Raw genomic sequence first — 22,886 nt, forward strand, 5'->3', positions numbered from 1 at the left:
GGGTCCTGGGGCCGGCGGGGGACTCAGTGGTGTTTCACCGAGTCCCCGCACCGGACTCCCGTCAGACCTCTTCGACGCTGCTCGGCTCGCGCCGGGACAGGTCGATGCCGAGCTCCTCCGCTGCGCGGAAGACGTCCTCGTCGGTGTCGCGCATCTCGATGGACATGCCGTCCGAGGACAGCACCTCCACGTTGAGGCACAGGGACTGCATCTCCTTGATGAGGACCTTGAAGGACTCGGGGATGCCGGGCTCAGGGATGTTCTCGCCCTTGACGATGGCCTCGTAGACCTTCACGCGGCCGGTCACGTCGTCGGACTTGATCGTCAGCAGCTCCTGGAGGGCGTACGCGGCGCCGTAAGCCTCCAGCGCCCACACCTCCATCTCGCCGAAGCGCTGGCCACCGAACTGGGCCTTACCACCCAGCGGCTGCTGGGTGATCATCGAGTACGGGCCGGTCGAACGCGCGTGCAGCTTGTCGTCGACCAGGTGGTGGAGCTTGAGGATGTACATGTACCCGACGGAGATCGGGTCCGGGAACGGCTCGCCGGAGCGGCCGTCGAACAGGCGCGCCTTGCCGGACGGGAGCACCATGCGCTCGCCGTCCCGGTTCGGGATGGTGTGCTGGAGCAGACCCGCGAGCTCGTCCTCACGCGCACCGTCGAAGACCGGGGTGGCGACGTTGGTGCCGGGGGCGACCTGGTCGGCGCCGATCGCCTGGAGGCGCTGCGCCCACTCGTCCGCGAGGCCGGAGACGTCCCAGCCGCGGCTGGCGAGCCAGCCGAGGTGGATCTCCAGGACCTGTCCCGGGTTCATTCGGGACGGGACACCCAGCGGGTTGAGGATGATGTCGACCGGAGTTCCGTCCTCGAGGAACGGCATGTCCTCGATCGGAAGGATCTTGGAGATGACACCCTTGTTGCCGTGACGGCCGGCGAGCTTGTCACCGTCGGTGATCTTGCGCTTCTGGGCGACGTAGACGCGGACCAGCTGGTTCACGCCCGGGGGAAGCTCGTCGCCCTCCTCGCGGTCGAAGACGCGGACGCCGATGATCTTGCCGATCTCGCCGTGCGGCACCTTCAGCGAGGTGTCACGGACCTCACGGGCCTTCTCACCGAAGATCGCGCGGAGCAGGCGCTCCTCCGGGGTCAGCTCGGTCTCACCCTTCGGGGTGACCTTGCCGACCAGGATGTCGCCGGCGACGACCTCGGCACCGATGCGGATGATGCCGCGCTCGTCGAGGTCCGCGAGGACCTCCTCGGAGACGTTCGGGATGTCCCGGGTGATCTCCTCGGGGCCGAGCTTGGTGTCACGGGCGTCGACCTCGTGCTCCTCGATGTGGATCGAGGAGAGGACGTCGTCCTGCACGAGGCGCTGCGACAGGATGATCGCGTCCTCGTAGTTGTGGCCCTCCCACGGCATGAACGCCACGAGGAGGTTCTTGCCGAGCGCCATCTCGCCGTCTTCGGTGGCGGGACCGTCGGCGAGGACCTGGCCCTCGATGACGCGCTGCCCCTCGTCCACGACGACCTTCTGGTTCACAGAGGTGCCCTGGTTGGAGCGGGAGAACTTGTGCAGGCGGTACGTGATGTACGTGCCGTCGTCGTTGGCGACCGTGATGTAGTCGGCCGACAGCTCCTGGACGACACCGTCCTTCTCGGCCTTGAGCACGTCGCCGGCGTCGGTGGCGCAGCGGTACTCCATGCCGGTGCCGACGAGCGGGGCCTCCGACTTAATGAGCGGGACGGCCTGACGCATCATGTTCGCGCCCATGAGGGCACGGTTGGCGTCGTCGTGCTCGAGGAAGGGGATCATGGCGGTCGCGACCGACACCATCTGGCGCGGCGAGACGTCCATGTAGTCCACGTCCGAGGGCTCGACGTAGTCGACCTCGCCGCCACGCTTACGGACCAGGACGCGCGGCTCGGTGAAGCGGAGCTCGTCGTTCAGGGTCGCGTTCGCCTGGGCGATGACGAAGCGGTCCTCCTCGTCGGCGGTGACGTAGTCGACCTCGTCGGTGACCTGGCCGTCGACGACCTTGCGGTACGGCGTCTCGATGAAGCCGAAGGGGTTGATCCGGCCGTACGAGGCGAGCGAACCGATCAGACCGATGTTCGGGCCTTCGGGGGTCTCGATCGGGCACATGCGTCCGTAGTGGGACGGGTGCACGTCTCGGACCTCGAAGCCGGCCCGCTCACGGGAGAGACCACCGGGACCCAGTGCCGAGAGACGACGCTTGTGCGTCAGACCCGACAGCGGGTTGTTCTGGTCCATGAACTGGGACAACTGGCTGGTGCCGAAGAACTCCTTGATGGAGGCGACGACCGGCCGGATGTTGATCAGGGTCTGCGGCGTGATCGCCTCGACGTCCTGGGTGGTCATCCGCTCGCGGACGACGCGCTCCATACGAGCCAGACCCGTGCGGACCTGGTTCTGGATGAGCTCGCCGACGTTGCGCAGACGACGGTTGCCGAAGTGGTCGATGTCGTCGGGCTCGACGACGATCTCGTTGCCGTTCTCGCCGACCGTCTCGGTCTCGCCCGCGTGGAGCTTCACGAGGTACTTGATCGTGGCGATGATGTCGTCGGTGGTGAGGACACCGGCGTCCAGCGGCTCGTCGGCGCCGAGCTTCTTGTTCACCTTGTAGCGGCCGACCTTCGCGAGGTCGTAGCGCTTCGGGTTGAAGTAGAGGTTCTCGAGCAGCGTCTGAGCGGCCTCACGGGTCGGCGGCTCGCCCGGACGCAGCTTGCGGTAGATGTCGAGCAGCGCGTCGTCCTGGCCCTGGGTGTGGTCCTTCTCCAGGGTGGCGCGCATCGACTCGTACTCGCCGAACTCCTGCAGGATCTGCTCGGTGGTCCAGCCGAGGGCCTTCAGGAGGACGGTGACGGACTGCTTGCGCTTGCGGTCGATGCGGACACCGACCAGGTCGCGCTTGTCGATCTCCATCTCCAGCCAGGCACCCCGGGACGGGATGATCTTGGCGGAGAAGATGTCCTTGTCGGACGTCTTGTCGATGGAGGAGTCGAAGTAGACACCGGGGGAACGGACCAGCTGCGACACCACGACACGCTCGGTGCCGTTGATGACGAAGGTGCCCTTGCTGGTCATGAGCGGGAAGTCGCCCATGAAGACAGTCTGGGACTTGATCTCGCCGGTCTCGTTGTTGGTGAACTCGGCGGTGACGAAGAGCGGGGCGCCGTACGTGAAGTCACGGTCCTTGCACTCGTCGATCGAGTTCTTCGGCGGCTCGAAGCGGTGGTCGCGGAAGGTCAGCGACATCGACCCGGAGAAGTCCTCGATCGGGGAGATCTCCTCGAAGATCTCCTCCAGACCGGACTTCGTGGGGACGTCCTGTCCCGACTCAAGGGCAGCCTCGACGCGAGCCTTCCAGGCGGCGTTGCCGAGCAGCCAGTCAAAGCTCTCGGTCTGCAGCGCGAGGAGGTTCGGAACCTCGAGGGGCTCCTTGATCTTTGCAAAGGAGATGCGCAGCGGGGCGGTGCTTGCGCCGTTGTTCGTATTGGTCGAGGCGTTGCGCGAGGCGGCCAAGAGGGGGTCCTTCCGAGGGCTCGGACTCACTACGCGCGTACCGGTCCCCAGCAACGCTTCACGGCAGACGTTTCCTGAGATGACCAAAAGGCCAGGTCAGACGGGGTCGGTCCACGAAGCTGATGCGAAGGTATGCCCCTGGTGACGGGCAGGAGGCAGCTAACAGGCAGCGCAAAGGGTCAGTGTAGCCACTTGGCTCACTGATGTCCAGGGCGACTTCTTCGCGACCCTCGTTGCTCTCAACTCCGCGGTACCTCGCGCCGTGCGGCGCACCTCGATACTGCCCGTTCAGTCGTCGATCCATGCCTCGGAAACGGATCGTTGTGACGACGCGTCCTGAGAATTGCGCGCTGCGTGCGGTTCGTCAAGACCCGCCGGTCTGCGGGGCGCACGGCGAAGATCACCATACTCCGCTTCCGGCGCCTCCCGGGTACCCCGCCACGCCGTCCCGGGAACGCCGAAAGGCGACCACCCAGAAGGGTGATCGCCTTTCGCTGCCCCCGCGTTACACGGGGGGCAGGAGTCAGCTACAGCGACTCGAAACGGTCTTACTTGACCGTGACGGAGGCGCCGGCGGCCTTGAGGGACTCGGCAGCCTTCTCGGCGGCCTCCTTCGCGACCTTCTCGAGGACCGGCTTCGGGGTGCCGTCGACGAGGTCCTTGGCCTCCTTGAGGCCCAGGGAGGTGAGCTCGCGCACGACCTTGATGACCTGGATCTTCTTGTCGCCGGCACCCTCGAGGATGACGTCGAACTCGTCCTGCTCCTCGGCCTGGGCGGCACCCTCGCCACCACCGACGGCGGGACCGGCAACGGCGACGGCCGCGGCGGCGGTGACGTCGAACTTCTCCTCGAAGGCCTTCACGAACTCGGAGAGCTCGATGAGGGTCATCTCCTCGAACTGGGCGAGGAGGTCGTCCTGAGAGAGCTTCGCCATGATGGGCGATCCTTCCACTAATCTCGGCAGGTGCCGATGTGTCTATAGAGGCGGGCGTAACGGCCCGCTACGACCCGCGCACTAGGCGGCGCGGATCAATGCGCGAGCCGAATTACTCGGCACCGCCCTGCTCGGCGAGCTTGACGCGAAGCGCTTCCGCAGTGCGGACGAACTTCGACGGCAGCGCCTGGAAGAGCGAGGCAGCCTGAGACTGCTTGCCCTTGAAGGCACCGGCCAGCTTGCTGAGCAGAACCTCGCGGGACTCGAGGTCCGCAAGCTTCTTGATGTCGTCGGCGGAGAGAGCCTTACCGTCAAGGACACCGGCCTTGATGATGAGGTTCGGGTTCTCCTTGGCGAAGTCACGCAGGGCCTTCGCCGACTCCACCGGGTCACCGGTGACGAAGGCGACCGCGGTCGGACCAGCGAAGTGCTCGTCCAGTGCGGTGATCCCGGCCTCGTTGGCCGCAATCTTGGTCAGCGTGTTCTTCACCACGGCGTACTGGGCGTTCTCACCGAGGGAACGACGCAGCGTCTTGAGCTGCGCGACGGTGAGACCCCGGTACTCGGTCAGCACGGCGGCGTTGGAGCTCTGGAACGCGTCCTTGAGCTCGGCCACCGATGCAGCCTTGTTGGGCGTCGGCATAGTGCTTCAGCCTCCTTCCGGGTGATGAGGACCGCTCAGAAGGGGACTGAACAAAACAAAACGCCCCGGGCGCAGGCGCACGGGGCTGAGCTCGACCGAATCGTGAAATCCGGGAACCTTCCACAGTCACCTGCGCGGGTCGTCCGTCGTGAGCGGATCCTTCGGCCACCGCACCCGGTAAGGGCACAGCAACGACCAGCGGTCTTTGGCTTCTGTGGAAGCGTACGTGATGGCCTGGGCCAGGAGCAAATCAGCCCCTGCCGAGGCGCTTCAGGAGATCCACGAAGGCGACGGTCTCGCCGGCGGGCGGGGCCTGGACTGCGGCCTCGGCGCCGAAGTCGGAGTACTTCGTGGTGAGCGCGGTGCTGGTCCCGCCGGCCTCCGAAGCGACGCGGGTCTCCATCGGGTAGCCGTCCGCGCCGATCCAGACCTGCACGAACGTGCCGTCGGGAAGCTCGCCCTCGTACCCCTGCGCCCCCTTGAAGTCGCCGCGCGTCCCGGGGCCGAGGTGCTTGACCGCCGACGACCCGGCGAGGAGGCCGAGCTCCTTGGGCAGGTCCATGTTCGCGGCCGTCAGACCGCCGGTCAGCTGGACCGTCAGCTCGTCCCCGCCGGCGGCGCCCCCGGCCTCCACCTTCAGCCAGCGCTTGCCGCCCGTCTGCGCGGTGAGCCCCTTGCCCAGGTCCACATAGGTGGCCTCGCCGGCCGTGACCACGCGCGTCTCGACGGGAGCGCCGGGGATGTCGGCCAGGTACGACGAGTCGAAGACCTTCAGATCGGCGGCCACGGGACCCCACGCCTGGACACCGGTGAACGTGCTGCCGCCCGGCGCCTTCCCACCCCCCACGGTGAGGCGCATCTCGACCTTGGCGCTCTTCGCCGCCGAGGTCCTGGCGTACGCGGCCCGGACGGCCTTCGCGGCCTCCTCCGGGCTCTGGGTGGCCTGCGCGCCCGGCTGCGCCGTCGCGGAGGCCCCGGCCGCCTTCGTACCGCCGTCGCCGTCCTGACACCCCACGGCACCCGCCACGACGGCGAGGGCCACCACGGCGTACCTCCATCGGCTCCTGCTCGTCACGGTTCCCCACCCCTTGATCGTTCTCGTGCACGAAACCGGCCCCGCACCTCCGGAGAGGTGCGGGGCCGGCTGACCACTCAGCGAGCCTGTGGGGCTCAGACCGCGGCCGGGTCCTCCTCGACGAGGAGGTTGCGGGTGCGGTTGGAGTCCAGCGGGATGCCGGGGCCCATCGTCGTCGTGAGGGCCGCCTTCTTGATGTAGCGACCCTTCGCGGCGGACGGCTTCAGACGGAGGATCTCCTCCAGGGCCGCGGCGTAGTTCTCGACCAGCTTCGTCTCGTCGAAGGAGACCTTGCCGATGATGAAGTGGAGGTTCGAGTGCTTGTCGACGCGGAACTCGATCTTGCCGCCCTTGATGTCGTTGACAGCCTTCGCGACATCGGGGGTGACGGTGCCGACCTTGGGGTTCGGCATGAGACCACGCGGGCCGAGGACGCGGCCGAGGCGGCCGACCTTGCCCATGAGGTCCGGGGTGGCCACAACGGCGTCGAACTCGTTCAGGCGGTTGCCCTTGGAGATCTCGTCGATGAGCTCGTCGGAGCCGACGATGTCGGCACCCGCGGCGATCGCGGCCTCGGCACGCTCACCGGTCGCGAAGACCAGGACCCGGGCGGTCTTGCCGGTGCCGTGCGGGAGGTTCACGGTGCCACGGACCATCTGGTCGGCCTTGCGCGGGTCGACACCCAGGCGGAAGGCGACCTCGACGGTGCCGTCGAACTTCGTGGTGGCGGTCTCCTTGGCGAGGCGGACGGCCTCGAGGGGAGCGTAGAGCCGCTCGCGGTCGATCTTGGCGTCCGCGTTGCGGAGAGCCTTGCTGCGCTTCACTGCTTCTCCTGTGGTTCAGGGGTGGAGTCGTGGTGCGGGCCGCGCCGGCCCTACCACTGAAAGGTCAAACGGGGGGTGATCAGCCCTCGACCGTGATGCCCATGGAGCGGGCGGTGCCAGCGATGATCTTGGACGCGGCGTCCAGGTCGTTGGCGTTGAGGTCGGGGAGCTTGACCGTGGCGATCTCGCGGACCTGGGCGGCCGTGAGCTTGGCGACCTTGGTCTTGTGCGGCTCGCCGGAGCCCTTCTCCACACCCGCGGCCTTGAGGATCAGCTTGGCGGCCGGCGGAGTCTTGGTGATGAAGGTGAAGGTGCGGTCTTCGTAGACCGTGATCTCCACCGGCACGACCATGCCACGCTGCGACTCGGTCGCGGCGTTGTAGGCCTTGCAGAACTCCATGATGTTGACGCCGTGCTGACCGAGCGCGGGGCCGACCGGCGGGGCCGGGTTGGCCGCACCGGCGTTGATCTGGAGCTTGATAAGCCCCGTGACCTTCTTCTTCTTGGGAGGCATTGCTCTCTCCGGGTCCTAGTGAGAGTGTTCAGCCCGCCTTCCGGTCATCCGGATGCAGGCATACCGCACAACGATAACGGGTATAGACGTGCGGCTAAAAACCGAGCAGGTCAGAGCGGCTGCGAGAGCCACTCTGACCTGGTCGGAAGACGGTGAGATCAGTTCTTCTGGATCTGGTCGAAGCTGAGCTCGACCGGGGTCTCGCGACCGAAGATCTCGACGAGGCCCTTGACCTTCTTGGAGTCCGGGTTGATCTCGTTGATCGTGGCCTGGAGCGTCGCGAACGGGCCGTCGGTGACGGTGACCGAGTCGCCGACCTCGAAGTCCAGGACCTGGACCTCCAGCTTGCGGGCCGGAGCCGGCTTGCCCTCGGCCTCGGCGGCCTCGCGGGCGGCCTTCTCCTCGGCCTCCGGGGCGAGCATCTTGACGATCTCGTCCAGGGTCAGCGGGTACGGGTCGTAGGCGTTGCCCACGAAGCCGGTGACGCCGGGGGTGTTGCGGACGACGCCCCAGGACTCGTTCGTCAGGTCCATGCGGACGAGGACGTAGCCGGGGAGCTTGTTCTGCTTGACGTTCTTCCGCTCGCCGCCCTTGATCTGGACGATCTCTTCCTCGGGGACCTCGGCCTGGTAGATGAAGTCCTCGACGTTGAGCGAGACGGCACGCTGCTCGAGGTTGGCCTTCACGCGCTTCTCGTAGCCCGCGTAGGTGTGGATGACGTACCACTCGCCGGGGAGGGTGCGGAGCTCCTCGCGGAGCGCGGCGACCGGGTCGACCGGGGCGGCCGGCTCGGCCTCCTCCTCGGTCTCGTCCTCGGCCTCGACGGTGTCGTCCTCGTCGGCCTCGTCCGCAGCGTCCTCGTCCTCGTCGACCTCGTCGACCTCGACGTCCTCGTCCGCAGCGTCCTCAGCAGCGTCGACCTCGACGTCCTCGACGTCCTCGTCGGCGGCCTCGACGATGTCCAGCTCGTCCTCGACGGACTCGGACTCGAAGGCGTCGTTCAGGTTCGCGTCAGACACGGTGGCTGCTTCTTCCTGCGATACAGATGGGTGGAACAAAAAGTCAGCCGAAGACGTACTTGACTGCTTCCTGGAAGCCATAGTCAATCACGGTGACAAGGCCGATCATGATGACGACGAAGACAATCACCACGGACGTGTACGACGTCAGCTGGTTGCGCGTGGGCCAGACGACCTTGCGGAGCTCCGCGATGATCTGGCGGTAGAAGAGCGCGAGACGGCCCAGAGGGCCCTTCTTTCCGCGCTTGCCGCCCTTACGGGACTTCTTCTTCGACTCGGTGGTCTCGTCATCGGCATCAGGCATGTCGATGGAGCCTACGGCGTCCGTCACGATCTCTCACCTGATTCCGGGTCGGCCGTGCCGCGCCCGGGTGGAGCCGCACGGCGGTGCAATGAAGTACGTACACATGCGCACAACACCTGGCGGTGTGTGTAGCAGGGCCGGAGGGACTTGAACCCCCAACCGCCGGTTTTGGAGACCGGTGCTCTACCAATTGAGCTACGACCCTTTGTCGGTGCCCCTCAACCTACCGCATCGTGAGATGTGGTCGCTGTGGGCCAACGAGGAGTGAGCATACGTGGTCAGGGGCCCCTACGTCGAACAGGAACTGCGCCGACCTGCCGTCGGAAGCGCGTACGACCGGGAATGACCGTTCCTGTCCGGTCCGTGAAACCCGTGTGCCGGGCCCTTACGGGGTCTGGGACGATGGCCGCATGAGCGCTGCTACCCCTCCCACCGAGCGTCGGGTCTCCGCCCGGATCGGTGCGATCTCCGAGTCCGCCACCCTCGCCGTCGACGCCAAGGCCAAGGCACTCAAGGCCGCCGGTCGCCCGGTGATCGGTTTCGGCGCGGGTGAGCCCGACTTCCCGACCCCGGACTACATCGTCGAGGCGGCCGTCGAGGCCTGCAAGAACCCCAAGTACCACCGCTACACGCCGGCCGGCGGTCTGCCCGAGCTGAAGGCCGCGATCGCCGCCAAGACGCTGCGCGACTCCGGCTACGAGGTCGACGCCTCCCAGGTCCTGGTGACCAACGGCGGCAAGCAGGCGATCTACGAGGCCTTCGCCGCGATCCTCGACCCGGGCGACGAGGTCATCGTCCCGGCGCCGTACTGGACGACGTACCCCGAGTCGATCCGCCTCGCGGGCGGCGTCCCGGTGGAGGTCGTCGCCGACGAGACCACCGGCTACCGGGTCTCGGTGGAGCAGCTGGAGGCGGCGCGCACGGAGAAGACCAAGGTCGTCCTCTTCGTCTCCCCCTCGAACCCGACCGGCGCGGTCTACAGCGAGGCGGACGCCGAGGCGATCGGCCGCTGGGCCGTCGAGCACGGTCTGTGGGTCCTGACGGACGAGATCTACGAGCACCTGGTCTACGGCGACGCGAAGTTCACCTCGCTGCCGACGCTGGTGCCCGAGCTGCGCGACAAGTGCATCGTGGTCAACGGCGTGGCGAAGACGTACGCGATGACGGGCTGGCGCGTCGGGTGGATCGTCGGCCCGAAGGACGTCGTGAAGGCCGCGACGAACCTGCAGTCGCACGCCACGTCCAACGTGAGCAACGTCGCGCAGGTCGCCGCGCTCGCCGCCGTCTCGGGCAACCTGGACGCGGTCGCGAAGATGCGCGAGGCCTTCGACCGCCGCCGCCAGACGATCGTGCGGATGCTGAACGAGATCGAGGGCGTGTACTGCCCGACGCCGGAGGGCGCGTTCTACGCGTACCCGTCGGTGAAGGCGCTGCTCGGCAAGGAGATCCGCGGCAAGCGCCCGCAGACCTCGGTCGAGCTGGCCGCCCTGATCCTGGACGAGGCCGAGGTCGCGGTCGTCCCGGGCGAGGCCTTCGGCACCCCGGGCTACCTGCGCCTTTCCTACGCGCTGGGCGACGAGGACCTGGTGGAGGGCGTGTCCCGGATCCAGAAGCTCCTCGCCGAGGCGCGCGACTGAGCTGGCGACGTTGCTGGCTGGGCCCCTGGTTCTCCGGAACCGGGGGCCCGTTTTTACGTTCTAGCAAGGTCCCGATCGGGGAAACGGACTGTATTCGTCCATTCGGGTGCGGCAGTATCGGGCAATGGAGCACCCACGCGATCTCACCCTGCTGCCCAAGGCCCATCTGCACCTGCACTTCACCGGCTCGATGCGGCCCACGACGCTGCTCGAACTCGCCGACAAGTACGGCGTGCACCTCCCGGAGGCGCTCAAGAGCGGTACGCCTCCCAGGCTGCGGGCCACCGACGAGCGCGGCTGGTTCCGCTTCCAGCGGCTGTACGACATCGCCCGCTCCTGCCTGCGCGCGCCGGAGGACATCCAGCGCCTGGTCCGGGAGGCGGCCCAGGAGGACGTCAGGGACGGCTCGGGGTGGCTGGAGATCCAGGTCGACCCCACCTCGTACGCCCCGCACCTGGGCGGTCTGATCCCGGCCCTGGAGATCATCCTGGACGCGGTCGACGCGGCCTCCAGGGAGACCGGGCTCGGGATGCGGGTGCTCGTCGCGGCGAACCGGATGAAGCACCCCCTGGAGGCGCGGACCCTGGCCCGGCTCGCAGTGCGCTTCGCGGACCGGGGCGTGGTCGGTTTCGGGCTCTCCAACGACGAACGGCGGGGCATGGCCCGGGACTTCGACCGGGCCTTCGCGATCGCGCGGGAGGGCGGCCTCCTGGCGGCCCCGCACGGCGGAGAGCTGACGGGGCCCTCGTCCGTACGGGACTGCCTGGACGATCTGCGGGCGGCGCGGGTCGGGCACGGGGTGCGGTCGGCGGAGGACCCGCGGCTGCTGCGGAAGCTCGCCGAGCGGGGCGTGACCTGCGAGGTCTGCCCGGCGTCGAACGTGGCGCTCGGGGTGTACGAGAAGCACGAGGACGTCCCCCTGCGGACCCTGTTCGAGGCCGGGGTGCCGATGGCGCTCGGCGCGGACGACCCGCTGCTCTTCGGCTCGCGTCTCGCCGCCCAGTACGAGATCGCGCGGAAGCACCACGGGTTCACGGACGCGGAACTGGCGGAGCTGGCCCGTCAGTCGGTGCGGGGCTCGGCGGCGCCGGAGGACGTCCGGGCGAAGCTGCTGGCGGGGATCGACGACTGGATCAGCTGCTGATCCCCGCGAGGAGGGTCCGGGCGAGGGCGCGGGCGAAGTCGTCGAGGGAGTCCGGCGGCCGGCGGTCCGGGGCCATCTCCCAGGCGAAGGAGCGCTGCACACAGGCTCCGAGGAGCAGGGACGCGGCGGCCACCGGGTCGGCGTCGGCGCTGATGCGGCCGTGCCGCTGCTCGGCGCGGAGGTAGGCGGCGAGGCCTTCGATGGGCTTGTGGGGGCCCATCCCGTACGTGCGCATGGCCTCCTCGTGGCGCCGCTTGAGCTGCGGTTCCGCGTAGAGGGACGCGACGACCGGGAAGGTCTGCTCGTAGAAGAGCGCGGCCTGCCGGGCGACCCGGGTGAGGTTCTCCTCGACGGTGCGGCCGCCGGGGTCGGCGGCGAGCGCGCCGAGGAGCCCGCCGAGCTGGGGAAGTCGCTCGTTCAGGACGGCCAGGAAGAGCTCCTCCTTGCTGCTGAAGTACTTGTAGAGCGCGGCTTCCGAGCAGCCGGCCGCCTTGGCGATCTCCTTGGTGGTGGTCCGGGCGAGCCCCGCCGTGCGCATGAGGTCGCGGGCGGCGTCGACGATCCGGGTGCGGGTCGGCTTCTGTTCCATGCATCCTCCAGCCACGCTTGACGTACGAGTGAGTATCCACTCACCCTGGGGGTGAGTGAATACTTACCCACCCGGGGAGGGTGCGACATGAAGCTCACAGTCTTCGGCGCGACCGGCGGCATCGGCCAGGAGATCGTCCGGCAGGCCCTGGCCTCGGGCCACGAGGTCACGGCGGTCGTGCGGGATCCGGCGCGGCTCACGGTGACCGGCACGCGCCTCACGGTCCGGCGGGCCGACCTGTCCGACCCCGAGGCCCTGCGCGGGGCCGTCGCGGGCCGGGACGCGGTGCTCTCGGGCCTCGGGGCCCGCAGCCGCGCGGACGCGGGCGTGACCGCGCGCCTCACCCGCTCGGTGCTCGCGGCGATGGAGGCCGAGAAGACCCGCCGGCTCCTGGTGGTCAGCGCGGCCCCGCTCGGCCCGGTCCCGGACGGTCAGGCCCTCGTGGACAAGGCGGTCCTGGCGATCATCAACAACGTCCTCAAGGACGTCTACGCCGATCTGCGGGTCATGGAGTCGGACCTCGCCGCGAGCGCCACCGACTGGACCTCCGTACGCCCGCCCAAGCTGACGAACAAGCCCGGCACGGGCCGGTACCGCAAGGTCGTCGGCGGCACCCCGTCCCGGGGCCGCTCCCTGGCCCGCGCCGACGTGGCACACGCGATGCTGGCGATGATCGACGACCCCGCGACGGTCGGGCAGGGCGTCGGCGTCGCGTACTGAGGCCTAGAGCTCGACCCCGACGGTCACCGGCTCGTTGACGAGGGTGACCCCGAAGGCCTCCCGTACGCCGGCGACGACCTCGCGGGCGAGGGCCAGGAGGTCCTCGGTGGTCGCCTCGCCTCGGTTGGTGAGGGCGAGCGTGTGCTTGGTGGAGATCCGGGCGGGCCCGGATCCGTACCCCTTGGTGAAGCCGGCCTTGTCGATCAGCCAGGCCGCCGAGGTCTTCACGGCGCCGTCCTCGCCCGCCGGGAAGGCCGGCGCGGCGACGTCGGGGCCGAGCCGCTCCGCCACGCGCGCGCGGAAGGTCTCGTACTCCCCCGCCGTGAGGATCGGGTTGGTGAAGAAGGATCCCGCGGACCAGGTGTCGTGGTCTTCTGCAGCCAGGACCATGCCCTTGCTCGCGCGGAGCCTGAGGACGCTCTCGCGGGCGGTGGCGAGGGGCACCCGGTCCCCGGCCTCGACGCCCAGGGCTCGGGCGGTCTCGGGGTACTTGATCGGCGCGGACAGCCCGTCCGCGTCCTCCAGCTCGAAGCGGACCCGCAGCACGACGTACCGGTCGGGCTGGTCCTTGAAGAGGCTGTGCCGGTACGAGAAGGCGCACTCGGCGTTCGCGAGGGTGACGGTCTCCTCGGCGCGCCGGTCGTAGGCGACGACCTCGCTGATGGTGGCGGAGACGTCCTGCCCGTACGCGCCGACGTTCTGGATCGGGGTCGCGCCGGCCGAGCCGGGGATGCCGGCCAGGCACTCGATCCCGGCGAGCCCGGCCTCGACGGTCCGCGCCACGGCGTCCGTCCAGACCTCTCCGGCGGCGAGCTCCAGGCGGGTTCCGTCGAGCGAGAACCCGGTGGTGGCGATGCGCAGCGCGGTGCCGTCGAAGCCCTTGTCCCCGATGACCAGGTTGGAACCGCCGCCGATGATCAGCAGCGGGGTCCCGGCGGCGTCGGCCTCACGGACCGCCGCGACCACCTCGTCGTCGGTGGTGGCGGTGACGAGCCGGGTGGCGGGCCCGCCGAGCCGGAAGGTGGTCAGGGGCGCGAGGGGGGCGTCGTTGAGGAGCTGCACGCGCTCAAGAGTACGTTCCACTCGCGGACGGAACGTTCCATCCGCGAGTGGAACAAACAGCCGTCAGGCCAGCCGGACCACGGCCCGGCTCATGCCGAGGACCTTCTGTCCGGCGCTCATGGCCGTGATGTCGACCCGCACCTGCTGGTCGTCCAGCTTCGCGGCGACCTTGGCGGAGACCTCGATCAGGGCGCCGGTCCCGTCGTTGGGGACGACGACCGGCTTGGTGAAGCGGACGCCGTACTCGACGACGGCGGCGGGGTCGCCGGCCCAGTCGGTGACGACGCGGATCGCCTCGGCCATGGTGAACATGCCGTGGGCGATGACGTCCGGGAGGCCGACCTCGACCGCGAACTTCTCGTTCCAGTGGATGGGGTTGAAGTCCCCGGAGGCGCCGGCGTACTGCACGAGCGTGGCGCGGGTCACGGGGAAGGTCTGCGCGGGCAGCTCGGTGCCGACCTCGACCTCGTCGTAGGCGATCTTCGCGGTCATGGTCAGGCCCCCTCGGGTGCGCGGGAGACGAGCTTGGTCCAGGCGGTGACGACGTGTTCGCCGGAGGCGTCGTGGACCTCGCCGCGGATGTCCAGGATGTCGTTGCCGGCGAGGGACTTGATCGCCTCGATGGTGGAGGTGACCGAGAGCCGGTCCCCGGCGTGGACGGGCCGGGTGTAGGCGAACTTCTGGTCGCCGTGGACGACGCGGCTGTAGTCGAGACCCAGCTGCGGGTCCTCGATGACGGCCCCGGCGGCCTTGAATGTGATGGCGAACACGAAAGTGGGCGGGGCGATCACATCGGAATGTCCGAGCGCCTTGGCCGCCTCGGTGTCGGTGTACGCGGGATTCGCGTCACCGATCGCCTCGGCGAACTCGCGGATCTTCTCGCGGCCGACCTCGTAGGGCGGGGTGGGCGGATAGGTCCGGCCCACGAAGGACTGGTCGAGCGCCATGGACTCGATACCTCCTGGATTTGTTGCCGATGCCTGTCGGGGGGAGCCGACAAACGACACGAGGCCGCCCCCGAGTGGGGACGGCCTCGTGTACGAGCCTGATTAGCGCGTCTCGCGGTGCGCGGTGTGCGAGTTGCAGCGGGGGCAGTGCTTCTTCATCTCAAGACGGTCCGGGTTGTTACGCCGGTTCTTCTTGGTGATGTAGTTCCGCTCCTTGCACTCCACGCAGGCCAGCGTGATCTTCGGGCGGACGTCGGTGGCAGCCACGTGAGTGCTCCTTGACGGACGGATGGACGGATGAACGCATAGAAGAGTAGCCGATCGTAGGACCGACCCCACAATCGGCTACTGTCTGTAGCGGTGACCGGACTTGAACCGGTGACACAGCGATTATGAGCCGCTTGCTCTACCGACTGAGCTACACCGCTTTGATGATCCGGATCCCGCCCGAAGGCGGGATCCCTCTCACCAGAGCCCCAATACGGAATCGAACCGTAGACCTTCTCCTTACCATGGAGACGCTCTACCGACTGAGCTATTGGGGCGAGCGAGGAAGACATTACACGGTCTCCGGCCCATCACCCAAATCCGTTTCCCCGACCCCCCGCGACGGCCCTCATCAGGCGTCCCGTACGCCACTCGTGGCCTCATCGGTACGACTTTTGCCGCTCCTCCCCGAAGGCCGCTCCGAGCGCCCCTAGGCTCGGTCCCACGCTTCGTGATCTTGAGCTTGAGGAGCCTTGAGGAGCCCGATGTCAGCCGACAGCAAGCAGCCCCAGCCACCCGAGGACGGGGCCGCCACCACCGCCGACTCGACCTCGCTCCTGCTCTCCCACGCCCGGCTCACCGACGGGAGGACCGTGGACGTCCGGCTCGTCGGCGGCCGCATCGAGGCCGTCGGCACCGCGGGCAGCCTCACCGCCGTGGGTGCGCGCGTGGACCTCGCCGGCTACCTCCTGCTGCCCGCCGCCGCCGAACCCCACGCCCACGCCGACACGGCGCTCTCCGCCGACACCCCGGGCCCCGTCTCGTACGCCCCCGAGGACGTGCAGCGGCGGGCCACCGAGGCGGCGCTGCTCCAGCTCGGCCACGGCGCGACGGCGCTCCGCGCGCACGTGCGCATCGGCGACGTCCACGGGCTCGGCCCGCTCGAAGCGGTGCTCCAGGCCCGGCGCTCGCTGCGCGGCCTCGCCGACCTGACGGCCGTCGCCGTGCCCCGGCTGCTCACCGGCGTCGCGGGCGCGGACGGGCTCGCGACGCTGCGGGACGCGGTGAAGATGGGCGCCGGCGTGGTCGGCGGCTGCCCGGACCTCGACCCGGACCCGACCGGGTACGTGGAGGCCGTCCTGGAGGTCGCCGCCGAACACGGCGTCCCCGTCGACCTGCACACCGACGGGGACGACCCGGCGCGGCTCGCCCGGCTCGCGGCGATGGCCGGCGGGCTGTGGCCCGGGGTGACGATCGGGCCGTGCGCGGGGCTCGCCCGGCTTCCCGCCGCCGCGGCCCGGCGGGCGGCGGACCAGCTGGCGGCGGCCGGCGTGACCGTGGTCTGCCTGCCCCAGGGCGGATGCGGGGCGACCGAGGTGCGCGGCACCGCCCCCGTACGGCTGCTGCGGGCGGCCGGGGTGCGGGTCGCGGCGGGCAGCGGGGCGCTGCGGGACGTGGCCAACCCGGTGGGGCGCGGGGACCCGCTGGAGGCGGCCTACCTCCTCGCCTCGCTCGGCGGACTGCCGCCCGAGGAGGCGTACGGGGCGGTGAGCACGCACGCGCGCGCGGCCATGGGCCTGCCGGAGGTGCGGGTGGAGGCCGGCTTCCCCGCGGAGCTGCTCGCGGTGCGGGGCGAGCGCCTGGCGGGCGTGCTGTCCCTCGCGTACAGCCGGATCGTGGTGCACCGGGGGCGGGTGGTGGCCCGGACGAGCGCGGTGCGGGAGTACTGCGACTCGGCGGCGGCCCTGGACCTGCCCCGGCAGGCGCGTCCCGAGCGCCCCGAGCGCCCGGAGCGGCCGCCCGAGCCGGGGGGCCCTCCGGCCGGACCCGACGTACGGTCGTGAGTATGCGCATCGTCATCGCTGGAGGACACGGACAGATCGCCCTGCGCCTGGAGCGGCTGCTCTCGGCGGCGGGGCACGAGGTCGCGGGGATCATCCGCAACCCGGAACAGGACGACGACCTGCGGGAGGCGGGCGCGGAGCCCGTCGTGCTCGACCTGGAGTCGGCGTCGGTCGAGATGGTCGCCGCGGTGCTCCAGGGCGCCGACGCGGCCGTCTTCGCGGCGGGCGCGGGTCCGGGCAGCGGCTCCGCCCGCAAGGACTCGGTGGACCGGGCGGCCGCGGTGCTGTTCGCGGACGCGGCGGAACGCGCGGGCGTGCGGCGCTACCTCGTCGTCTCCTCGATGGGCGCGGACGCCTCCCACCCGGGCGACGGCGTCTTCGACGCCTACCTCCGCGCGAAGGGCGCGGCCGACGACGACGTCCGCGCGCGTACGGCCCTGGAGTGGACGATCCTGCGCCCCGGCTCCCTGACGGACGACGCGGGCACGGGCATGGTCCGCCTGGAGGCCCGTACGGGCCGCGGACCGGTCCCGAGGGACGACGTGGCCGCGGTCCTCGCGGAACTCATCGACACGCCGGCCACGGCCGGCCTCACCCTGGAACTGGTCGCCGGCTCGGTGCCGCTCTCGGTCGCGGTGAAGGACGTGGCCGGCAATTGACGCCGATCGCCCCCGGAAAGCCGATCGTCCCCGGAAACGAGTGAAGGTCCCCGGTGCAAGCACCGGGGACCTTCTTCACGTGGCGACGCCAGGATTCGAACCTGGGTAGGCTAAGCCGACGGATTTACAGTCCGCTCCCATTGGCCACTCGGGCACATCGCCATGGGTTCGCTGCCTTGGTTCACCGCGTTTCTGCGGTGTTCCCCGGCAACGACGTAAACAATACCTGATCCCCGGGGGTGGTTCGCCACCCGGTTGATCAGCGGTTCGGCCGGCGGCTCACCCCCTAGGCTTCTGGGGTACCCCACAGCATCCGAGCAAGGAGCCACGAGTCATGGCCGACTCCAGTTTCGACATCGTCTCCAAGGTCGATCGGCAGGAGGTCGACAACGCCCTCAACCAGGCCGTGAAGGAGATCTCGCAGCGCTACGACTTCAAGGGCACCAACGCCTCGATCTCCTGGTCGGGCGAGAAGATCCTGATGCAGGCGAACGGCGACGAGCGCGTCAAGGCGATCCTCGACATCTTCCAGTCCAAGCTGATCAAGCGCGGGATCTCGCTCAAGTCGCTGGACGTCGAGGGCGAGCCGCAGCTGTCCGGCAAGGAGTACAAGCTCTTCGCCTCCGTCCAGGAGGGCATCTCCCAGGAGAACGCCAAGAAGGTCGCGAAGGCCATCCGCGACGAGGGCCCCAAGGGCGTCAAGGCGCAGGTCCAGGGCGACGAGCTGCGGGTCAGCTCGAAGAGCCGGGACGACCTGCAGGCCGTGCAGGCGCTGCTCAAGGGCAAGGACTTCGACTTCGCGATCCAGTTCGTGAACTACCGCTGACCCCGTGGGCAGGTCGTGAGGGTGGTGTCCGAATACCGCCAGCCACGGGCTCGGCGGTCCCCGCACACTGGGTCTCGGAAAGACCCGTACGGGGAGAGGAACCAGCCATGACCGTGTACGCGTACGTCGACGGCCCCCTGGGCGAGATGCTGCTCGTCGGACAGCTCGCCGAAGGGGGCCGAGCCGTGCTGCGCTCGCTGTCCCTGCCGGGGCAGAAGGGCGCCGTCGAGGTCGAGGACGGCTGGACGCTCGCACCCGGGGCGTTCGCCGAGGCCGCCGGGCAGCTGGGCGAGTACTTCGCCGGCCGCCGGGACCGGTTCGACCTGCCGCTCGCCGGCGACACCGGGACCGCGTTCCAGCGGCGCGTCTGGCGGGCCCTGGAGGAGATCCCGTACGGGACGACCGTCTCGTACGGGGAGATCGCCCGGCGCGTCGGCTCGACCGGCTCCGGAGTACGGGCCGTGGGCACCGCGATCGGGCGCAATCCGCTGCTCGTGGTGCGGCCCTGCCACCGGGTGATCGGCGCCGACGGGAGCCTGCGGGGGTACGCCGCCGGCCTGGAGCGCAAGGAGCGGCTCCTGGGGCTCGAAGGGGCCCTCGCCGGGGCCCACGCGTGACCGAGGGGCTCTTCCCCCGCGAGCGGGCCGCCGTGGCGCCCGGAGCGGTGCACGTGCCCGCGTGGCTCCCCTTCGCGCGCCAGCGGGAGCTGGTCGACGCCTGCCGGGAATGGGGGCGCGGGCCCTACCCGTACCGGCAGACCGTGCTGCCCGGCGGCGGCGTGATGTCGGTGCGCTCGCTGGCCCTGGGGCGGCAGTGGGTGCCGTACCGCTACCTCGACACGGTCGGGGTCCCGCTGCCGGAGTGGCTGGTCGCCCTCGGCCGGGAGGCGCTCGTCGAGGCCTACGGCGCGCACGGCGGCTTCACCCCCGACACCGCGCTCGTGAACTTCTACGCGCCCGGCGCGCGGATGGGCATGCACCAGGACCGGGAGGAGCGCTCCGGGGCGCCGGTGGTGTCGCTGAGCCTCGGGGACCGGTGCGTGTTCCGCTTCGGGAACGAGGAGAACCGCGGCCGGCCGTACCAGGACGTCGATCTGGTCTCCGGTGACCTCTTCGTCTTCGGCGGGGCTTCGCGGTGGGTTCACCACGGGGTTCCCCGGGTGTTCCCGGGGACGGCCGACCCGGCGCTCGGCCTGGCCGGACGCCTGAACCTCACGCTCAGGGAGACCGGGCTCAGCGTCTAATGTGCGGAGCATGACACCGGAACTGCGCCGCTCGCTGGGCCTCTTCGACGCGGTCGTGATCGGGTTGGGCTCGATGATCGGCGCGGGGATCTTCGTCGCGCTCGGACCCGCCGCGGGCGCCGCCGGTTCCGGACCCGGACTGCTCTGGGCGCTCGGGCTCGCCGCCGTCGTGGCGTACTGCAACGCCATGTCCTCGGCGCGGCTCGCCGCCCGCTACCCCGCCTCCGGTGGCACGTACGTGTACGGTCGCGAACGCCTCGGCTCCTTCTGGGGGTACCTGGCCGGCTGGGCGTTCGTCGCCGGCAAGACCGCCTCGTGCGCGGCGATGGCGCTCACCGTCGGTTCGTACGTGTGGCCGGAGCAGGCGCACGCGGTGGCCGTCGCCGCCGTGGTGGCCCTGACGGCCGTCAACTACACGGGAGTCCAGAAGTCGGCGCTCCTCACCCGGGTGATCGTGGCGCTCGTCCTGGCCGTCCTCGCGTGCGTGGTCACGGCCTCCCTCACGGCCGGCGGGACGGGGCTCTCGGCCCCCGGCGGAGAGCTCACGACCGGCGGGGTGCTCCAGGCCGCGGGTTTGCTCTTCTTCGCGTTCGCGGGGTACGCGCGGATCGCCACGCTCGGCGAGGAGGTCCGCGATCCGGCCCGCACGATCCCCCGCGCGGTGCCGCTCGCGCTCGGCATCACGCTCGCCGTCTACGCGCTCGTCGCGGTGAGCGTCCTGACGGTCCTCGGCCCCTCCGCCCTCGCCTCCTCCCCCGCGCCGCTCGCCGACGCGGCCCGGGCGGCGGACGCGGACCGGCTGGTGCCGCTGGTCACGGTCGGCGCGGCGGTGGCCGCCCTGGGCTCTCTGGTCTCCCTGATCCTCGGGGTGTCCCGTACGACCCTGGCGATGGCCCGCGACGCGTACCTGCCGACGGCCCTCGCGGCCGTGCACCCGCGCTTCCAGGTCCCCCACCGGGCCGAGCTCGCGGTGGGCGCGGTGGTGGCCGTGGTGGCGGCGACGGTGGACGTGCGGGGCGCGATCGGCTTCTCGTCCTTCGGCGTCCTCGTCTACTACGGCATCGCGAACGCCTCGGCCTGGACCCTGGGCGCCCGCACCCGCGCCCTGTCCGCGATCGGCCTCGCCGGCTGCGCCGCCCTGGCCTTCGCCCTCCCCCTGGGCTCGGTCCTGGCGGGCTCGGGGGTGGTGGCGGCGGGCGTGGTGGCCTGGGCGACAAGCCGCGGCCGCGCGGTACCGCCGGGACGATGAGCCCCCCGTACCGTCAGCGGCCCGCGTAGCCGAAGGCCTCGTCCGTGCGGACGATCTCCTTGCCCAGGGGCAGGAGCGACACCGGGATCAGCTTGAAGTTCGCGATGCCCAGCGGGATGCCGATGATCGTGATGCAGAGGACGATGCCGGTGGTGATGTGGCCGAGCGCCAGCCACCAGCCCGCGAGGACCAGCCACAGCACGTTGCCGACGCAGGACGGCGCGCCCGCGTCGCGCCGGTCGACGACCGTGCGGCCGAAGGGCCACAGGGCGTACACGCCGATGCGGAAGGCGGCGAGGCCGAAGGGGATGCCGATGATCGTGATGCAGAGCAGGACGCCCGCGAGCATGTAGCCCACGAACATCCAGAGCCCGCACAGGACCAGCCAGATGATGTTGAGGATCGTCTTCACGGGCGTCTACCTGCCATCTGTTCGAGCCGGGCGATGCGCTCGGCCATCGGCGGATGGGTGGAGAACATCTTCGACAGCCCCTGCCCGGGGCGGAAGGGGTTGGCGATCATCATGTGGCTCGCCGTCTCGATCCTCGGCTCGGGCGGCAGCGGCAGCTGCTTGGTGCCGGCCTCCAGCTTCCGCAGGGCGCTGGCGAGGGCCAGCGGGTCCCCGGTGAGCTGGGCCCCGGACGCGTCGGCCTCGTACTCGCGGGAGCGGGAGATCGCGAGCTGGATGATCGAGGCGGCGATCGGACCGAGGATGAGGATCAGCAGGTAGCCGAGGATGCCGGGGCCGTCGTCGTCGTTGGAGCGGCCGACGGGGATCAGCCAGGCGAAGTTGACCAGGAACATGATCACGGAGGCGAGCGCTCCGGCGACCGAGGAGATCAGGATGTCCCGGTTGTAGACGTGGCTCAGCTCGTGCCCGATGACCCCGCGCAGCTCCCGCTCGTCGAGGATCGCGAGGATGCCCTCGGTGCAGCAGACGGCGGCGTTGCGCGGGTTGCGGCCGGTCGCGAAGGCGTTGGGCGCCTGCGTCGGCGAGATGTAGAGCCGGGGCATGGGCTGACGCGCCTGCGTGGAGAGCTCGCGCACCATCCGGTAGAGCGCGGGGGCCTCGAACTCGCTCACCGGCCGGGCGCGCATGGCCCGCAGCGCCAGCTTGTCGCTGTTCCAGTAGGCGTACGCGTTGGTGCCGAGCGCCACGACCAGCGCGACGATCAGCCCCGTACGCCCGAAGAAGCTGCCGATGACGATGATGAGGGCCGAGAGCCCTCCGAGGAGGACCGCGGTCCTCAGCCCGTTGTGCCGGCGGTGCACGGTACGCCCTCCAGGTGGTGCGGCGGGGGAACCCTTGACCTCGTGGTGGTCTACTCGTCCAGTGGACCTTCCCGTACTGGTCAACGCCAGGCGGGAGGTCCGGGTTCCCCGGCGCGCACGGGGTGCCGTGTGGGCCGTACGGGTGAAGGCGCCCCCCTAGCGGGCGGCGGGGATCTTCTCCAGGCCGAGGGCGACCGGCTCGACCTCGCTGGTGCAGTGGGCGCAGCGGGAGGCGATGGCCGGGATCTCGGTGAAGCAGCGGGGGCAGTCGCGCTTCTCCGCCTTGGGGTCCTTCGCCTCCTCCTTGGCGAACTTCTCCTGGATCTTCGTCATGGGGACGACGATGAGGAAGTAGAGGACCGCGGCGGTGATCACGAACGCTATGGCGGCGGCGATCGCCAGACCGTACGGGAAGTCGGTCTTGCCGATGGTGAACTTGGCCTCGCTGAAGTCGCCGACCGAGCCCGTCGCGAGACCGATGAGCGGGGTGATGAACGCCTTGCTGAAGCCGGTGACGACGGCCGTGAACGCGGAGCCGACGGCCAGACCGATGGCCATCGAGACGACGTTCCCGCGAAGTATGAAGTCCTTGAATCCGTTCAGCACGGGGTGTTGCTCCTCGGTGTTCT

General features: G+C 69.8%; 25 protein-coding genes and 4 tRNA genes. 9 read left to right on the forward strand and 20 right to left on the reverse strand.

What is annotated here, in order from left to right:
- Window positions 1–61 precede the first annotated feature (61 nt).
- From rpoB to GGE06_RS22795, 9 genes are all read right to left on the reverse strand, one after another.
- The gene (gene rpoB, locus GGE06_RS22755; protein ID WP_116159375.1) at window positions 62–3,544 is read right to left on the reverse strand and encodes a DNA-directed RNA polymerase subunit beta; all 3,483 of its coding nucleotides are present in this window, start codon (window positions 3,542–3,544) and stop codon (window positions 62–64) included.
- A gap of 548 nt (window positions 3,545–4,092) precedes the next feature.
- Window positions 4,093–4,479, reverse strand: a complete 387-nt coding sequence (gene rplL, locus GGE06_RS22760) for a 50S ribosomal protein L7/L12 (protein ID WP_116159376.1) — start codon at window positions 4,477–4,479, stop codon at window positions 4,093–4,095.
- Window positions 4,480–4,591: 112 nt separating this feature from the next.
- The gene (gene rplJ / locus GGE06_RS22765) at window positions 4,592–5,122 is read right to left on the reverse strand and encodes a 50S ribosomal protein L10 (RefSeq protein WP_030687887.1); all 531 of its coding nucleotides are present in this window, start codon (window positions 5,120–5,122) and stop codon (window positions 4,592–4,594) included.
- A 250-nt stretch (window positions 5,123–5,372) separates the two neighbouring features.
- The gene (locus tag GGE06_RS22770; protein WP_147321070.1) at window positions 5,373–6,197 is read right to left on the reverse strand and encodes an SCO4651 family lipoprotein; all 825 of its coding nucleotides are present in this window, start codon (window positions 6,195–6,197) and stop codon (window positions 5,373–5,375) included.
- 95 nt (window positions 6,198–6,292) lie between these two features.
- Window positions 6,293–7,021, reverse strand: a complete 729-nt coding sequence (rplA, locus tag GGE06_RS22775) for a 50S ribosomal protein L1 (protein ID WP_116159378.1) — start codon at window positions 7,019–7,021, stop codon at window positions 6,293–6,295.
- A 79-nt stretch (window positions 7,022–7,100) separates the two neighbouring features.
- A complete protein-coding gene (gene rplK, locus GGE06_RS22780; RefSeq protein WP_030687894.1) occupies window positions 7,101–7,535 on the reverse strand; it encodes a 50S ribosomal protein L11 in 435 nt (144 codons plus the stop codon).
- Window positions 7,536–7,693: 158 nt separating this feature from the next.
- Window positions 7,694–8,554, reverse strand: a complete 861-nt coding sequence (gene nusG / locus GGE06_RS22785; RefSeq protein WP_116159379.1) for a transcription termination/antitermination protein NusG — start codon at window positions 8,552–8,554, stop codon at window positions 7,694–7,696.
- A 43-nt stretch (window positions 8,555–8,597) separates the two neighbouring features.
- Window positions 8,598–8,885 (reverse strand): preprotein translocase subunit SecE, encoded by a 288-nt coding sequence (secE, locus tag GGE06_RS22790; protein WP_116159380.1) that lies wholly within the window; start codon window positions 8,883–8,885, stop codon window positions 8,598–8,600.
- A gap of 105 nt (window positions 8,886–8,990) precedes the next feature.
- Window positions 8,991–9,063 (reverse strand) — tRNA-Trp (locus GGE06_RS22795).
- A 205-nt stretch (window positions 9,064–9,268) separates the two neighbouring features.
- Here GGE06_RS22795 and GGE06_RS22800 point away from each other — a divergent pair.
- Complete coding sequence (locus tag GGE06_RS22800) at window positions 9,269–10,495, forward strand: pyridoxal phosphate-dependent aminotransferase (RefSeq protein ID WP_116159381.1); 1,227 nt, start codon at window positions 9,269–9,271, stop codon at window positions 10,493–10,495.
- 124 nt (window positions 10,496–10,619) lie between these two features.
- Window positions 10,620–11,639, forward strand: a complete 1,020-nt coding sequence (locus GGE06_RS22805) for an adenosine deaminase (protein ID WP_116159382.1) — start codon at window positions 10,620–10,622, stop codon at window positions 11,637–11,639.
- Here the strand turns inward: GGE06_RS22805 and GGE06_RS22810 are convergent.
- The gene (locus tag GGE06_RS22810) at window positions 11,629–12,228 is read right to left on the reverse strand and encodes a TetR/AcrR family transcriptional regulator (RefSeq protein ID WP_116159383.1); all 600 of its coding nucleotides are present in this window, start codon (window positions 12,226–12,228) and stop codon (window positions 11,629–11,631) included. The genes GGE06_RS22805 and GGE06_RS22810 overlap by 11 nt on opposite strands.
- An 87-nt stretch (window positions 12,229–12,315) precedes the next feature.
- Here GGE06_RS22810 and GGE06_RS22815 point away from each other — a divergent pair, with 87 nt between their 5' ends.
- Window positions 12,316–12,948 (forward strand): NAD(P)-dependent oxidoreductase, encoded by a 633-nt coding sequence (locus tag GGE06_RS22815; RefSeq protein ID WP_116159384.1) that lies wholly within the window; start codon window positions 12,316–12,318, stop codon window positions 12,946–12,948.
- Between the two features lie 3 nt (window positions 12,949–12,951).
- Here GGE06_RS22815 and GGE06_RS22820 read toward each other — a convergent pair whose 3' ends face one another.
- The 6 genes from GGE06_RS22820 to GGE06_RS22845 form a co-directional block, all read right to left on the reverse strand.
- Entirely contained in the window at window positions 12,952–14,031 is a 1,080-nt protein-coding gene (locus GGE06_RS22820; protein WP_312883235.1) for a UDP-N-acetylmuramate dehydrogenase, read from the reverse strand.
- A 42-nt stretch (window positions 14,032–14,073) separates the two neighbouring features.
- A complete protein-coding gene (locus GGE06_RS22825; protein WP_116159386.1) occupies window positions 14,074–14,502 on the reverse strand; it encodes a MaoC family dehydratase in 429 nt (142 codons plus the stop codon).
- 2 nt (window positions 14,503–14,504) lie between these two features.
- Window positions 14,505–14,957 carry a MaoC family dehydratase N-terminal domain-containing protein gene (locus GGE06_RS22830; RefSeq protein WP_184931558.1) on the reverse strand — a complete coding sequence of 151 codons (453 nt, stop codon included), beginning with the start codon at window positions 14,955–14,957 and terminating at the stop codon, window positions 14,505–14,507.
- Window positions 14,958–15,059: 102 nt separating this feature from the next.
- Window positions 15,060–15,224: a 50S ribosomal protein L33 gene (gene rpmG / locus GGE06_RS22835; protein WP_003956487.1), complete on the reverse strand. Its 165-nt coding sequence runs from the start codon at window positions 15,222–15,224 to the stop codon at window positions 15,060–15,062.
- Window positions 15,225–15,312: 88 nt separating this feature from the next.
- Window positions 15,313–15,385, reverse strand: a tRNA-Met gene (locus tag GGE06_RS22840).
- A gap of 44 nt (window positions 15,386–15,429) precedes the next feature.
- Window positions 15,430–15,502, reverse strand: a tRNA-Thr gene (locus GGE06_RS22845).
- Window positions 15,503–15,709: 207 nt separating this feature from the next.
- On the opposite strand from GGE06_RS22845, the gene GGE06_RS22850 reads away from it, so the two are divergent.
- Together GGE06_RS22850 and GGE06_RS22855 are read left to right on the forward strand one after the other, a co-directional pair.
- Entirely contained in the window at window positions 15,710–17,008 is a 1,299-nt protein-coding gene (locus GGE06_RS22850) for an amidohydrolase family protein (protein ID WP_116159387.1), read from the forward strand.
- Between the two features lie 2 nt (window positions 17,009–17,010).
- On the forward strand, window positions 17,011–17,667 hold the full coding sequence (locus tag GGE06_RS22855) for an NAD(P)H-binding protein (RefSeq protein WP_116159388.1): 657 nt from the start codon (window positions 17,011–17,013) through the stop codon (window positions 17,665–17,667).
- 80 nt (window positions 17,668–17,747) lie between these two features.
- On the opposite strand, the gene GGE06_RS22860 is transcribed toward GGE06_RS22855, so the two are convergent.
- Window positions 17,748–17,829 (reverse strand) — tRNA-Tyr (locus tag GGE06_RS22860).
- 172 nt (window positions 17,830–18,001) lie between these two features.
- Here GGE06_RS22860 and GGE06_RS22865 point away from each other — a divergent pair.
- From GGE06_RS22865 to GGE06_RS22880, 4 genes are all read left to right on the forward strand, one after another.
- Window positions 18,002–18,493, forward strand: a complete 492-nt coding sequence (locus GGE06_RS22865) for a YajQ family cyclic di-GMP-binding protein (RefSeq protein ID WP_116159389.1) — start codon at window positions 18,002–18,004, stop codon at window positions 18,491–18,493.
- 107 nt (window positions 18,494–18,600) lie between these two features.
- Window positions 18,601–19,110: a methylated-DNA--[protein]-cysteine S-methyltransferase gene (locus GGE06_RS22870; protein ID WP_116159390.1), complete on the forward strand. Its 510-nt coding sequence runs from the start codon at window positions 18,601–18,603 to the stop codon at window positions 19,108–19,110.
- Complete coding sequence (locus tag GGE06_RS22875; RefSeq protein ID WP_184931559.1) at window positions 19,107–19,736, forward strand: alpha-ketoglutarate-dependent dioxygenase AlkB family protein; 630 nt, start codon at window positions 19,107–19,109, stop codon at window positions 19,734–19,736. Before GGE06_RS22870 ends, GGE06_RS22875 begins: the two co-directional genes overlap by 4 nt.
- Window positions 19,737–19,746: 10 nt before the next feature.
- Window positions 19,747–20,985: an APC family permease gene (locus GGE06_RS22880; RefSeq protein WP_184931560.1), complete on the forward strand. Its 1,239-nt coding sequence runs from the start codon at window positions 19,747–19,749 to the stop codon at window positions 20,983–20,985.
- 13 nt (window positions 20,986–20,998) lie between these two features.
- Here the strand turns inward: GGE06_RS22880 and GGE06_RS22885 are convergent, their stop codons facing one another.
- From GGE06_RS22885 to mscL, 3 genes are all read right to left on the reverse strand, one after another.
- A complete protein-coding gene (locus GGE06_RS22885; RefSeq protein ID WP_116159392.1) occupies window positions 20,999–21,397 on the reverse strand; it encodes a YccF domain-containing protein in 399 nt (132 codons plus the stop codon).
- A complete protein-coding gene (gene htpX / locus GGE06_RS22890; protein ID WP_116159393.1) occupies window positions 21,394–22,257 on the reverse strand; it encodes a zinc metalloprotease HtpX in 864 nt (287 codons plus the stop codon). Before htpX ends, GGE06_RS22885 begins: the two co-directional genes overlap by 4 nt.
- A gap of 156 nt (window positions 22,258–22,413) precedes the next feature.
- A complete protein-coding gene (mscL, locus tag GGE06_RS22895) occupies window positions 22,414–22,863 on the reverse strand; it encodes a large conductance mechanosensitive channel protein MscL (RefSeq protein WP_116159394.1) in 450 nt (149 codons plus the stop codon).
- Window positions 22,864–22,886: the final 23 nt, after the last annotated feature.

It is taken from the genome of Streptomyces nymphaeiformis (assembly GCF_014203895.1).
Classification (GTDB): domain Bacteria; phylum Actinomycetota; class Actinomycetes; order Streptomycetales; family Streptomycetaceae; genus Streptomyces; species Streptomyces nymphaeiformis.

Coding starts and splice junctions, on each gene's coding strand:
- rplL (WP_116159376.1), bottom strand. CDS start 4,479: ATGGCGAAGCTCTCTCAGGACGACCTCCTCGCCCAGTTCGAGGAGATG.
- rplJ (WP_030687887.1), bottom strand. CDS start 5,122: ATGCCGACGCCCAACAAGGCTGCATCGGTGGCCGAGCTCAAGGACGCG.
- rplK (WP_030687894.1), bottom strand. CDS start 7,535: ATGCCTCCCAAGAAGAAGAAGGTCACGGGGCTTATCAAGCTCCAGATC.
- GGE06_RS22800 (WP_116159381.1), top strand. CDS start 9,269: ATGAGCGCTGCTACCCCTCCCACCGAGCGTCGGGTCTCCGCCCGGATC.
- GGE06_RS22805 (WP_116159382.1), top strand. CDS start 10,620: ATGGAGCACCCACGCGATCTCACCCTGCTGCCCAAGGCCCATCTGCAC.
- GGE06_RS22810 (WP_116159383.1), bottom strand. CDS start 12,228: ATGGAACAGAAGCCGACCCGCACCCGGATCGTCGACGCCGCCCGCGAC.
- GGE06_RS22815 (WP_116159384.1), top strand. CDS start 12,316: ATGAAGCTCACAGTCTTCGGCGCGACCGGCGGCATCGGCCAGGAGATC.
- GGE06_RS22825 (WP_116159386.1), bottom strand. CDS start 14,502: ATGACCGCGAAGATCGCCTACGACGAGGTCGAGGTCGGCACCGAGCTG.
- GGE06_RS22830 (WP_184931558.1), bottom strand. CDS start 14,957: ATGGCGCTCGACCAGTCCTTCGTGGGCCGGACCTATCCGCCCACCCCG.
- GGE06_RS22850 (WP_116159387.1), top strand. CDS start 15,710: ATGTCAGCCGACAGCAAGCAGCCCCAGCCACCCGAGGACGGGGCCGCC.
- GGE06_RS22855 (WP_116159388.1), top strand. CDS start 17,011: ATGCGCATCGTCATCGCTGGAGGACACGGACAGATCGCCCTGCGCCTG.
- GGE06_RS22865 (WP_116159389.1), top strand. CDS start 18,002: ATGGCCGACTCCAGTTTCGACATCGTCTCCAAGGTCGATCGGCAGGAG.
- GGE06_RS22870 (WP_116159390.1), top strand. CDS start 18,601: ATGACCGTGTACGCGTACGTCGACGGCCCCCTGGGCGAGATGCTGCTC.
- GGE06_RS22880 (WP_184931560.1), top strand. CDS start 19,747: ATGACACCGGAACTGCGCCGCTCGCTGGGCCTCTTCGACGCGGTCGTG.